Genomic DNA, 12,296 nt, shown 5'->3' on the forward strand with positions numbered 1-12,296 from the left:
TCCTTAAGGCGAGCGACGGGAATCCGAGTGGCCCCCCCGGCTACCGCCCCGGCCCCCTGGCCCGCCTTGCTGGTGTTGCTGGGGCGCTCGGATCAGCCGGCTCCAGCTCAGACCGAAGCCTGGTTAGAGGCGAGTACAGCCGTGATCGGGGCCAATCAGCATCTGGTGGCTGCCCTGATCCGTCAGGCCCTGGTCGATGAGCTGCTGAGTGCGGCGGCCCGCTCAGCCGAGGAAAACAGGCCCTCCAGCGAGTCAGCCAGAGCGGGAACGGCTGGTCCTCAGAGCGAGCTATTGGCTACGCTCAGCCACGAGCTGCGCAGTCCGCTGGCGGTCATCAGCGCTTCCGTCTCAACGCTCCAGCGCCACGGGCGCCGCCTTCCTTTGAGCGAGCGGCATTCATTGCTGAGCGCGATGGAGGAGGCCAGTGAGCGCTTGATCCAGCTCTGCGATCGCTTTCTGGAGCTGAGCGAGCTGGAGGCCGGCCTGTTACGCCTGGAGCCGACCGCTGTCGATCCGCTGAGCGTGGTGCAGGAAGCGCTGCTCGCTGCAGAGCAGCGGCTGCCTCCCGAGCAGGTGGGAACCTTCGTCTTTAGGGTATTGCTTCTTGATGCACAGGGCAGGCCAGCGGAGAGCATTCCCCCGGTGCTGGCTGATCGCCGCCGCCTGCGCGAGATCCTTGACCATCTGTTGGAGAATGCTATTCGCTTCTCGCCCGCTGGGGGAGAGATCAGTGTGATCCTGCGTCCACAGCCAGAGCCAGCCTCGGGGGCTGGAACGGTCCAGCCAGCGCCGGCGATCGAGATCTGCGTGAGCGATCAGGGACGCGGCATTCCCCCGGAACAGCTCCCGCAGATTTTCCAGCGCTTCTATCGCGGTGATACCGGTCTGGCGCGCCCGGGCGGTGGCCTGGGCCTGGGCCTGACGCTCTGTAAGTATCTGGTCGAGTTACAGGGCGGCCAGATCTGGGCCGAGAGCGAGCCGGCCCAGGGCAGCCGCTTTCATGTGCTGCTGCCAGCTCTGACCCCCGTTACCTGAGACCTGCCTGGCTCAGCGCAGGCTCGGCCAGCCGCGCGCTTAGGCCGCTCCCGCTCTCGCCGGTTCGCCCGGCTCGTAGAGCCTATCTGACTAGCAGAGAAGCTCGATCCATCACGCGCTCGCACGAGGAGGAAGAGAGGAGCATGGTGCGAAAGACAACGATTCTGTGTGTCGACGATGATCCGCATCTGCTGCGCCTGGTCTCGCGCAATCTGGAGCTGGAAGGCTACGCCGTTTTGACCGCCGGCGATGGCGAACAGGCTCTGGCCGTGTTCAAGGAGCAGCAGCCGGACCTGATTTTGCTCGATGTGATGATGCCCCGCCTGGATGGCTTCAGTGTCTGCCAGCGGGTGCGCGAGTATTCCGGGGTGCCCATCATTTTGCTGACGGCCCGCGGCCAGGATCAGGATAAGGTGCGCGGCCTGGACCTGGGCGCCGATGACTATTTGACGAAGCCTTTCAGCATTGATGAGCTGCTGGCTCGTGTGCGGGCCGTGTTGCGCCGTGCTCAGTTCAGCAGCGGCGAGCGTGTGAGCGGGTTGCGCTCGATTATCACGATCGGCGATCTGACGATCGATGATACGCGTCACCAGGTGACGCGGGCCGGACGCGAGATCGCGCTGACTCCTACTGAGTATCGGCTCCTGGCTTACCTGGCACAGCATGCCGGACGGGTGGTGACGCAGGACTTGCTCTTAGAACGCGTCTGGGGGGCGGAGTATGTTGGAGAGAGCCATATGCTCCAGGTGAATATTAATCGCCTGCGGCGCAAGTTGGAGGATGATCCGGCTCACCCGCGCTATATCCGTACTAAGGTCGGCGTCGGGTATATGCTGGCCGCCCCCGAGGATCTCTGAGGGCCGTCGGGCTGGCCTTCGGTCTGAGATGGCTGCTGCCTCAGTGAGGTTCATAAGAGAGCCAGGCCCGGTGACGGGTCCTGGCTCTCTCTCTTGCTCCAAGGCAGCCCCCGCTCTCCAGTCCGCTGGTGGCCTGGAGGCGGGAGCCGCCTGGATGGTGCGGTCAGCACTCCCCTCGGCTTTGGAAGCGAGCGCAACTGTCTGCTAGTGGCTGCCAGCCCCCGCCTCCAGCGGCTCCGTGCGCTGGGCCCGCAGGCGGCTCAGCAGTGAGCCGGTCCAGGGTGTCCCTAGCAGGGGCAGCAGCAGGCTGTCGAGTCCATAGTAGCCGGCGATGCGCCAGGCTAGCATCAGGAAGAGGCCCAGCGTGCCCAGCACCGGGTTAATGCTCACGGCGCCGGCCAGCAGGAAGTTCAGGTTCATAAAGACGCCGAAGAAGGCCGCTATGCCCGTTAGAGCACCGAAGATCAGGCCCAGACCAACCAGCACCTCGCCAAAGGTCACCAGGTAGGCGAAGAGGCCGGCATTCGGCAGGACGATATGCTGCAAGAAGGCCGCGTACCAGCCCTGCACCGCCGGGTGCGGCCCGCTGCTGAGGGCCAGCGCTCCTTTGACGAAGCCTTGAATGGCAAGGCCGTCATGACCGCTGAAGACCCAGGGGCTGCCGCTGCGCTGGCCAAAGCCAGCCCCGAAGGCGAAGTTGTAGCCAGTGAGCTTCTCCAGGCCGGCGGTTAGCCATTCGTAGCCAACATAGAGGCGCACGAGCAGCCAGAGCCAGGCCATGCGCGTGTCGGCAAAGAGGAAGCGCGCTAGTGGCGGCTCAGGGATCTGCGTGACGGAACGTGGCTTTAAGATGCCGATGACTTTCATAGGTGATCCTCCCTCCTGTATCAGAGCGAACAAGCGAGACCGATCATTCCAGTCAGACGGGCGGCCCGGCTGGCCGCCGCTGCTCGCCCCCAACGGTTGGCTCCGTTCGGAGGAGCAGCGGCGGGTAGCAGCACCCGAGCTGGCCTTCTCCCTCCCCTTGCCGGCCCTGGCACCACAGCCGCCCTTCTCCTCCCTCGTCCTCGCTTCCTTCCACCGCTTCCAAGAGGGACTATAGCCTATCGTTCTCACAAGCCGCTCTCGGCCTCCTCCACCTCCATCACAGGGCCATCACACCGGCCCCCTCGCGGCCCGTTTCTCCAGCGTGCCCTAATCATGACTATAAGATAATCCTACCAGTCGCCAGCCGCCAGTCGCCAGTCGCCAGCCGCCAGCCGCCAGCGACACAGGCGTGATCTCAGCCAGCGATGGCTTGGTGAGGCAGCGACTAACCCGCTGAGTCCGGCTGTGATGGCTCTGAGAGAAGAGGAACCGGCTTTGTGAGCCGGCTGACACCTGGCAGCGCTACTGTTGCTGATGTGAGCCGAAGCCGTAAGCCGGCCCGGCCCACCGCCCACAGATTGGGCGAACGCTCAGCGAGACAACAAGCAAGATCAGAGAAGGAAGCGCAACTATCTCCCTGTTCATAGATAGGAGGCAGCAGAATGGCATCGCCAGAAGAGGGAAAGACAGCTCTCGAAGACCAAGATCAGAGATCACAGCCGCAAGCCACAGCGACGGCTCCGGCCAGGGGCGAGCAGGCCTCAGCGCCAGGCCCCATCATCCTGGAGGCCGGCAGCTACCGCCCAGAGACCTACCGCCACCTCGCCGCTGGGAACAGCCAGGTCCTTTTTGTACGCCGTCGCCAGCCGACGCCCGCCTATCCCTGGCGCCGCATCATAGCGCCCCTGGCTGTGCTGGTGACCGCCCTGCTGATTATGGTGGCCGTCCTCAGCTTCGGCATCGGCAGTACTCTTGCCAGTGGCGGCCCAGGTGGCAGCGCCAGCTCCAGCTCGGAGCAGGGCACGGCCATGAGCGGCATGAGCAGCATGAATACAAGCGGGCAGGACGCCAATGCTACCGCCACCGCCGCGGCTCTGCCGCGCGCCACCCAGAGCCAGGGGAACCAGCTCGCTCCCTATGTGCGCGATCCGGATGGCGCCAAACACTTCACGCTGGTGGCCGAGCAAGTGCTGTGGGAGGTCGTCAAAGGCACCTGGGTCCCAGCCTATACCCTTAATGGCACCGTGCCGGGGCCGATGATCCGCGTCACCGCCGGCGACCATGTACGTATCACGGTGATCAACCACTTCCACGAGGCGACAAGCATCCATTGGCATGGCCTGGAGGTAGCCAGTCAACAGGATGGTGTTCCCGGCCTCGGCCAGCAGCCGATCCAGCCCGGTCAGAGCTACGTCTACGATTTCACGGTCCACGACCAGGATGTCGGCACCCACTGGTATCACAGCCACTATAACGACGTCAACGAGGTCGCCGGGGGCTGCTACGGAGCCTTTATCGTTGATCCGCGCCCCGGCTCGCCCCAGGCTCGTACGGCGGTGCATGCCGACGTCGACTACACGGCCTTCATCGGTACCTTGCCCGGCGGCTACTACGTCATCAATGGCAAGAGTTTCCCGGATGTTCAGCCGCTGCACGTCAAACATGGCCAGACCGTACACCTGCGCCTGATCGGGGCCGATACGCTCAGCATCCATCCGATGCACCTGCACGGCCACATCTTCACGGTCATCGCTCAGGATGGTCATCCCTTAACTCAGCCCTATCAGCGCGATACGTTGCAGGTGGCTCCCGGGGAGACCTACGATCTGATCTTTACAGCCTGGGCCGCCCCGGGCAGCATCTACCCTTTTCATTGTCATATTCTCTCGCACTTGATGAACCCGGGGCAGAATGAGAGCGAGATGGGCGGCCTGGTGATGCTGGTGATCTACGACCGTTAGCCGCTAGCTGCTCGCATTCCGCTGAGGCCCAGGTCTCCGCTAAGCCCCAACCAAATGAAGCGCCTGGAGTGTTCTCTGCTCCAGGCGCTTCATTTCGTCTGTGAAGGCGAGAGGATACCAGCAAAGCTGGTCGCTGCCAGGCTGGTCAGGATCAGGCCCCGGCCTCTCCAACGGGGGGCGCCGCCGTTGTGGTCTCTTCGTTTTCTGGCGACTCACAGCTCTCCTCTCCCAATAAGGGGAGACGCACAAAGAAGGTTGATCCCTGGCCTTCCTCCGACTCGAACCACAGGCGCCCCCCATGCTGCTCAACCAGGGCCCGGGCCAGATAGAGGCCTAAGCCTGTGCCTTCGATGCCCCAGGCGCGCGCGTTCTCGGCCCGCATGAAGCGGCCTCCGATCTGGCCCTGCTGATGACGCGGGATGCCGATGCCGTGATCCTGCACGCTGATCAACACCGCCGGGGCCTGCCCGTCATGGTCGCCGTCGCGCGCGACGCTGACGCGGATCGGGCCGCCTTGGGGGCTGTATTTGATGGCATTCTCTATGAGATTGCTGAGGACTTGCTCCAGGCGGTGGGGGTCGATGAGGGCTACTAATGGCTCCGCCGGCGCCCGCACCTCTAGCTGATGGCGCTCGGTCGTCTGCTGCAAACGCCGCACCACCTGGCGCACCAGGGGGATGATGTCCGCTGGCAGACGCTGGAGCTGGAGGCGCCCGGCTTGCAGACGGCTGAGGTCCAGTAGCTCCTCGGTCAGGCTGGCCAGGCGCGCCGTGCCTTGTTGGATCTCTTCCAGGGCTTCGCGCTGCCAGGGGGCCAGCGGGGGACCATGCCCGCGCTCGGTCTGACGGAGAAGCATCTCAGCGTAGCCGGTGAGGGCGGCCAGGGGCGTGCGCAGTTCGTGGGCCGCGATGCTGATGAATTCGTCTTTCAGCTCTTCGGCCTCTTTGAGCGGTGTGACGTCCTGGTGAATTACCAGAGCCAGGGGCTCCCCCGGCGCGAGTTGCCGTAGCAGCTCGCCTTGCAGCGCCTCCGGCGGCACTCGCAGCGGCAGGGCGCTCACCAGGACGGGCAGGGCCGAGCCGTCGGCGCGGCGAATTTGCTCTTGATAGAGCGCAATGGCCCGCTGCTCCCGTAGGACGCGTAGGGTGACTAGCTCTCCGGGCACCAGGGCCTTGCCGCGCATGTCGCTGACGACGATGGCATGCTCCTGAAGAAAGTCTAGAAATGGCTGGCCTAATGGCCACTCGGCCCCCCAGACACGACGCACAGCCTGATTGGCGAGGAGCAGCCGGGCTGCTTCTCCGGCTACCAGAGCCACGGCAAAGGGGAGAGCTTCAAAGAGCTGCTCTAGCAGTGAGAGATGGCCCGCCAGTAAGGCCCGCGCTTCGCGCTCGCGCTGGCGCCGCTCGCTGATGTCGCGGTTGATCTCCAGGGTGGCCAGGACCTGGCCGTGTTGGTCACGTACCAGGGCCTGGCGGCTCTCAACGATCACCAGGCGCCCATCACGGCAGACCTGGGTCAGTTCTCCTTCCCATTGGCTATCTCGCTCTAAGATGGTGCGTACCGCCGCCAGCCCTCCGGGGTAGTCGGTCTTGAGCAGACGCGTGCTGATGCGCCCTAGCGCTTCTTGGGCCGACCAGCCGTAGAGGCGCTCGGCCCCCCGATTCCAGAACAGGATGCGGTCAAGCGGGTCACGTAGAATGATGGCATCGTAGGCCTGGTTCAGTAGTTCATCTTGCAGGCTCAGATTCTGGAGGAGGAGCGCGCGCTCTCGCTCGGCCCGCCGCTGGGCTGTCATGTCGCGCACGGCAGCAATGACGTAGAGCCGGTCGCCGACGCGCAAGGGGCTGAGGCTGATCTCTACCGGGAACTCGCCCCCGTCTTTGTGACGGGCGAAGAGATGTAAGCCAATGCCCATCGGACGCAGACGCGGGGCTTTGAAGTACTGGGCCGCATGCCGGCGGTGGATCTCGCGAAAGCGCTCCGGCAGAAGGAGATCCAGCGCCTGGCCAAGGAGTTCCTCACGACGATAGCCAAAGACCACCGTGGCCTGGGCGTTGGCCTGGACCAGGCGCCCTTGCTCGTCTACAACGATGAGGGCATCAGGCAGGAGGTCGAGAAACTGGCGAAAGAGCACAGAGGTGACGTCAGCAATGCCTGGGGGAAAGGTCGAGGACGCGGGCACTGGCTGCCCTGGCGTCTGCTCCGGCGCCCCTTGAGGATCGTGCGCTGTCATGACTCCTCCGCTTCCCACGCAAGCAGGCCGCCAGACCGCTCAGGGAAGGGATCAGACGGCTGCTCTCAGGTTGCGTTGCTGCCTGTCAATGCTGCTAGCTCTCGTCAGAAGGATTATAGCATCGCCACTCGCCAGCGACAAGCGCGACTCTCGCCTTCTCTTCTCACCTCAGCCCTCTCCTGAGAGGAGCTGGTCGCTCTCCCGCCCTGTCCCGGCCTGCACCACAAGAGAGGATGCAAACGGTCCAGGCCTAGGTTCAGCGGACGAAACACGAGCCGTGCGCGCCGCTTGATAGGCCTGCAGGATCGAACGAGCGGAAACATAGCCAAGCAGGCGCCGGGAGCCAGCGCGCTCCTCCACAACCGGTAACCAGTCGTAGCGCTGGTCCACCAGCATGGCCAGCACCTGATCCAGCGGATCTGTGGGCGCAACCGCCAGGACTTGCCGCGACTCAAGCAGTTCCGTCACGCGCCTCCGCTCCCGCTCGCTGGCTTCCACGGCCAGCACCTGCGCCAGCGTCAGCCCGCCCAGCCAGGTCCCTTGCTCATCGATGACCGCCGCACTGGCAACCTGCCACTTCCGCAGCAACGACTCCGCCTGAGAGAGCGTGAGAGCGCCTAGCAGCACAGGCTCAGGAGGCAGCAGGGCCTGACGAACCTGGAGCAGCGAGAGCAGCGGAAAGGCCCAGCGCCGGCGATGGGCCGGCGAATCGGCGCGCGTCTTCAACTGACTGCTGTAGATCGATTGCTCACCGACGATTAGCACGGCTATCCCCACAGCCAGCATGGCCGGAGCTAGGAGCGAGAGATTGCCCGTCATCTCAGCCACCATCAGCATGACCGCCAGCGGGGCGTGAGCAATCCCGCCGAAAAGCGCCATCATGGCCACGATCACAAACGGAGCAGGCAGCGCCGCTATGCCTGGCACCAGGGGACTAAGCAGGCGCCAAAACGCTGCCCCCACGGCAGCCCCGATCACCATGCCAGGGCCGAAGATGCCCCCCGAGCCACCGGAGCCGATGGAGAGGCCGGTCGCCAGGATCTTGAGGAAGGGGAGAGCGAGCAGCACCCAGAGCGGCCAGGCGCTCAGGCCTGCTTGCATCCAGAGTTGCACCCAGCCATAGCCCATGCCCAGTACCTGGGGAACCGCCAGGCCGATGAGACCCACCAGTAGACCGCCAAGGGCGGGTTTGAGCCAGCGCGGGAGCGGCAGACGGTGAAAGAGGGCCGTCAGGCCGTAGAAGCCCGTGGCATAGGCCCGCCCAACTAGGCCGCAGCCTACTCCCAGCAGGCCATACCAGAGGAGCTGCAGGGGCGAGCTGAAGGCCAGATTGGCGGGAACGGCAAAGATGGGACTCCAGCCCGAGAAGATCCCAAAGACACTATAGCCGACAATGGAGGCGATCAGCGCCGGCAGGAGGGCCTCAACCTCTAGATCGTCCTTGTAGAGGATCTCTGCAGCCAGCACGGCCCCCCCAAGCGGCGCCCGAAAGATGGCTCCAATACCGGCGCCGATCCCTGTGGCAATCGCCAGACGGCGCTCGTGGACCTCAAGATGTAGCAGCGTCGCCAGGAGGGAGCCGAAGCCAGCACTGATCTGGGCGGCAGGCCCCTCACGCCCGCCAGAACCACCGGAGCCAATGGTGATGGCCGAGGCAACGAGCTTGATGAGGGGAACACGCGCCCGGATCGGCCTGCCCTGATGAAAGGCCGCGATGGCCGCATCGGTCCCGTGCCCTTCAGCCTCGGGCGCCCAGAGAAAAACGATGAGGCCGGCTAGCAGGCCTCCACCGGTCGTCACCAGCGGCAGCAGCCAGGGACGAGCTGCACCCCACAATGGCGTCCAGACCGTACTGCCTTCACCAGTCGGATCAGGCGGTCGATAGCCAATCAGCACGCCAAGGAAAAAGGCGCTCGCCAGGTGAATGGCCTCGAAAAAGGCGATGGCCCCCAGACCAGCTACCAGACCAATGGCACTGCTGAGTAGCAGCCATTTCCAGAGCAGATAAGGACGCTCTACTCCTTTCTCGCGACGCTCCCGGCCCCCACGACGCTCCCAGCGCCGAAGGCCGATGATCAGTCTCTCGCTCAGCATGCGGTATCTGCCTCCTCTTTATGATAATGGGTGGGTGGTCAGTCAAAATCAGCGCCAAAAAGCCAGCAGGAGGACGCGCCACCGCGCTTTATTCCTGCCGCTCAGGGGGACGGCGGGCTGAGGGTGCGAGACCATGCAGGATGAAGTCGGCCACCGCCCCGGCCTGGTCCGCGAGCACGGAGGCCGGGTAGCCCAGGACGCGCGCCGCCAGGACGTAGGATTCGGTCACCGAGAGCACCATCAGGGCGCTGGCCTCTAGCTGCTGGACGCTCAGCTCGCCCCGCTCCTGACCCTCGGCGAGCAGACGGGCAATGGCCGCGACGTACTCCCTCAGTAGGGCCGTCGCCTCTTGTTGGAAGAGGCGGTTGACGCCATAGAGCGCGCTCATGAAGACGTGGAAGCTATCGCTCTCTTGCTCCGCTAGCCTGACAAAGGCGAGAAAGAGGCCCTCCAGGCGCTGCTGCACGGTCTCCCCGGCCGCCAGAGCGGCACGGATCTCTTGCAGGTGGGCCTGAGCAATGAAGCGCAGCATCTCTAGAAATAAGGCTCTCTTGCTCTCAAAGTAGAGATAGATGGTCCCCTTGCCAATCCCGGCCTGCTCCGCAATGAGGTTGATGTTGGCCTGCTCAAAGCCCAGGCGGGCGAATTCCCGGGCCGCTATGCGCAGGATACGCTGGCGCGTGGCTTCGCGCGTCTGCTCGTCGACGATCTTCGGCATGGTCTGGCTCCTTGACAGCGTCTGCCCCCGCTTGAGGGTCTACCGTTTTTGGTGGGTGACCGGTCACCCATATTCAGGGTACGCCCAGGCCACACCACTTGTCAAGGGCAAGTAGGGAAACCAGGGGAGGAGCCAGGGAGCCGCCCCGAAGGAGGGTAGACAGGCAGGCCAAAAAAGGTGGTGCCGCGACTGGACTGGAAGAGCCAGCCACGGCACCCGCCTCTGACCGAACGAGGAGTCCCCGGGAGAAAGAGGTCTATCTGCCTGGTCGCCTGGAGCCTCTGAGATTGGCCTTGTAGGGGCCGCCCTTGAGATTTTCCGGCGCTTTCTCCCGGCCTTCCTGCGCCGCTGGCCGCTTTAGAAGGGCGGATAGGCGTTCTGGACCAGGGTGTCAAAGCCCGCCTGGAACCAGGCCCCTGCCACCGGCGCATTCGGCATCGCCCCCGTCGGCTGATAGTTGTTCATGGCGTTGCCGCCATAGTTGGGATCGCACATCGGGTCAAAGCCTTTGCCCGTCGGGTTGTTCGGCCCCTGCGGGATCAGCGTGCTGGAGCCATCCGACTCCCCGGGCGGCTTGATCCAGACAAAGGCGTCAAAGCCCGGCGCCGGATTGGCCTGCGGACGCGCCCCAATGCCACCCGGCTGATTGCACCAGTTCCCCCGGCTGTAGCGCCGATCGATGCGCGTCTGGTCCACAAACGTATTCACGTCCGTGGCACTGCTCGGCCCCGTCGGGCGGTTCGGCCCACCCCAGCCGTTGCGCGAGGTGTCGATGAGCATGCCGATCGTGCTCGGGAAGCCCTGCGCAATGAAGGCATTGCGCATGTCGATGTCGTAGGGCATTTCATCAATGTAGTTGTTCCACTGGTAGAAGTTGGCCGAGCGCACCGGCTGCCCACCAATCAGCTCATTGGCCGTCATGTACGGCTCAGTGGTCGGGGTGTAGTTGGCTGTGTTGCTGATAAAGCCATCAATGCTGTTGACCCCCGCCGTCGTCCCCTTGATCGTGTTGCTGATCAGCGTCACGGCGTTCTGGAAATTATTGGTCCAGCCCAGCCAGCCGCTGTGCGCGATGTCAACGTAGATGTAGACGTTGGGGATGGCATGCAGCTTGTTGATGGCGTACTGAATCCCCTGCACATAGGCCCCGCTCGAGTTGGCCTCCGCACACTTGGCAATGCTGAGGTTGGTCACCAGGTTGGGCAGCGAATCCGGCTCGATGATGGTCACAATGCGCAGATTGCTGTACTTGGCCTGGCTGAAGGTGGCCGCAATCGGGTCGATAAATTGCGACTCGTAGATGGCCAGCCCGTTGTTGGAGACGCTCAGCTCACCGTTGGAGGCCAGCGCCGCACAGTCGCGGTTGGGCAGATCGTAGATCACGAAGGTGATCACGATCGGCAGGCTGCTGGAAGCCGCTTGCTGCTCCGCCGCATCCAGATAGCCGGCCAGGTTGGTCGGATAGCCGGTCCCGCCGGTGACCGCTGCGATGCTATCCAGCCAGACCGCGGTGGAGTAGTTGGCGACCTGGGCTTCTTTCTGGCCCAGGGTGCCCCCAACGCTGGCGGCGCCCGCCTTCACTTCTGCCGCCCAGTAGGGGTTAATGAAGCCCTGAGCTCCCGCATAGGGGTTGTCAACGTGGACCGCCGGGGATGGCGTGCTGGTCGGCGCCGGGGTTGCTGTGGCGGTCGGCGTCGGCGTCACCGTGGCGCCCGGGGTGGGCGTTGGTGAAGGCGTCGGCGTTGGAGTGCTGCCCGGGGTGGGCGAGGGCGTCGGCGTTGGCGTCGGGGTGCCACTGCCGCCGCTGCTGCCGCCGCAGGCGTTGCCGTTGACCGCGAAGTTCGTCGGGGTCGGGTTGCTCGTCGTCCAGGTGCCGTTGAAGCCTAGATTGACCGAGCTGTTGACCGCGACGGTCCCGTTCCAACTGGCGTTGGTCACCGTCACGTTCTGGCCCGATTGGCTAAAGTTGCCGTTCCAGCCCTGGGTGACAGCCTGGCCACTGGCGGGGAAGGTAAAGGTCAGGGTCCAGCCGTTCCAGGTGCTGCTGCCGGTGTTCTGCAGCACCAGGTTGACGCTGAAGCCGCCAGGCCACTGGCTCACCACGGTGTAGGTGACCTGGCAGTAGCTGGCAGCGTGGACCCGCGCCTGATTGCCAACAAGGCCCGTCAGCAGCAATACGGGCAGGGCCAGCAGCGCTAGCAGGTGCTTACGTCCCCACAAGCTTTGTCGTCGAAAGGTGTGCGGTGTCATACCCTTCGTGCTTCCTTTCCTTGCACGACTTTGGTTGGCTACCGCTCCTCGCCCTGCAGAACCCGACAAGCAGGTTCTGCAGGCTGGGGAGGGAGCGGAAGCATCCTTGCATTCCTGCTTGTGGTGAAATCGGTACCGCAAACGATTACGTAAGCGGTTTCAAATTAGAATATAGTTGGGAGCCGGGCGGTTGTCAAGACCCTGCTGAAAGTTTTCAGGGGAAGGGGCTGGCGAGGCCTGGGAAGCGGGCTGAGCAGGAGAGGGGAGGAGAAGAGGGG

General features: G+C 64.2%; 8 protein-coding genes. 3 read left to right on the top strand and 5 right to left on the bottom strand.

Annotated elements, in window-relative coordinates; genetic code table 11:
* Both IRZ24_RS10000 and IRZ24_RS10005 read left to right on the top strand, forming a co-directional pair.
* The coding region (locus IRZ24_RS10000; protein WP_297163353.1) for a HAMP domain-containing sensor histidine kinase at positions 1 to 1,035 on the top strand (1,035 nt) is incomplete at its 5' end.
* A 143-nt stretch (positions 1,036 to 1,178) separates the two neighbouring features.
* Positions 1,179 to 1,892, top strand: a complete 714-nt coding sequence (locus IRZ24_RS10005; protein WP_297163356.1) for a response regulator transcription factor — start codon at positions 1,179 to 1,181, stop codon at positions 1,890 to 1,892.
* Between the two features lie 204 nt (positions 1,893 to 2,096).
* Here the strand turns inward: IRZ24_RS10005 and IRZ24_RS10010 are convergent, their stop codons facing one another.
* Positions 2,097 to 2,759 (bottom strand): DoxX family membrane protein, encoded by a 663-nt coding sequence (locus IRZ24_RS10010; protein ID WP_297163358.1) that lies wholly within the window; start codon positions 2,757 to 2,759, stop codon positions 2,097 to 2,099.
* Between the two features lie 662 nt (positions 2,760 to 3,421).
* On the opposite strand from IRZ24_RS10010, the gene IRZ24_RS10015 reads away from it, so the two are divergent.
* Positions 3,422 to 4,720, top strand: a complete 1,299-nt coding sequence (locus IRZ24_RS10015) for a multicopper oxidase domain-containing protein (RefSeq protein WP_297163361.1) — start codon at positions 3,422 to 3,424, stop codon at positions 4,718 to 4,720.
* Between the two features lie 151 nt (positions 4,721 to 4,871).
* On the opposite strand, the gene IRZ24_RS10020 is transcribed toward IRZ24_RS10015, so the two are convergent.
* The 4 genes from IRZ24_RS10020 to IRZ24_RS10035 form a co-directional block, all read right to left on the bottom strand.
* Positions 4,872 to 6,956 (bottom strand): PAS domain S-box protein, encoded by a 2,085-nt coding sequence (locus IRZ24_RS10020; RefSeq protein ID WP_297163364.1) that lies wholly within the window; start codon positions 6,954 to 6,956, stop codon positions 4,872 to 4,874.
* Positions 6,957 to 7,124: 168 nt separating this feature from the next.
* Entirely contained in the window at positions 7,125 to 9,050 is a 1,926-nt protein-coding gene (locus tag IRZ24_RS10025) for a chloride channel protein (protein ID WP_297163366.1), read from the bottom strand.
* A gap of 88 nt (positions 9,051 to 9,138) precedes the next feature.
* A complete protein-coding gene (locus IRZ24_RS10030; RefSeq protein ID WP_297163368.1) occupies positions 9,139 to 9,768 on the bottom strand; it encodes a TetR/AcrR family transcriptional regulator in 630 nt (209 codons plus the stop codon).
* A gap of 357 nt (positions 9,769 to 10,125) precedes the next feature.
* Positions 10,126 to 12,087, bottom strand: coding sequence for a glycoside hydrolase family 6 protein (locus IRZ24_RS10035; RefSeq protein ID WP_297163371.1), 1,962 nt, complete (start codon positions 12,085 to 12,087; stop codon positions 10,126 to 10,128).
* Between the last annotated feature and the right edge of the window lie 209 nt (positions 12,088 to 12,296).

Origin of the sequence: Thermogemmatispora sp., from assembly GCF_019683755.1 — a bacterium.
Taxonomy (GTDB): domain Bacteria; phylum Chloroflexota; class Ktedonobacteria; order Ktedonobacterales; family Ktedonobacteraceae; genus Thermogemmatispora.

Bases quoted from the DNA above. Each gene is read 5' to 3' on its own strand.
- IRZ24_RS10005 (WP_297163356.1), top strand. From the start codon at position 1,179: ATGGTGCGAAAGACAACGATTCTGTGTGTCGACGATGATCCGCATCTG.
- IRZ24_RS10010 (WP_297163358.1), bottom strand. From the start codon at position 2,759: ATGAAAGTCATCGGCATCTTAAAGCCACGTTCCGTCACGCAGATCCCT.
- IRZ24_RS10015 (WP_297163361.1), top strand. From the start codon at position 3,422: ATGGCATCGCCAGAAGAGGGAAAGACAGCTCTCGAAGACCAAGATCAG.
- IRZ24_RS10020 (WP_297163364.1), bottom strand. From the start codon at position 6,956: ATGACAGCGCACGATCCTCAAGGGGCGCCGGAGCAGACGCCAGGGCAG.
- IRZ24_RS10025 (WP_297163366.1), bottom strand. From the start codon at position 9,050: ATGCTGAGCGAGAGACTGATCATCGGCCTTCGGCGCTGGGAGCGTCGT.
- IRZ24_RS10030 (WP_297163368.1), bottom strand. From the start codon at position 9,768: ATGCCGAAGATCGTCGACGAGCAGACGCGCGAAGCCACGCGCCAGCGT.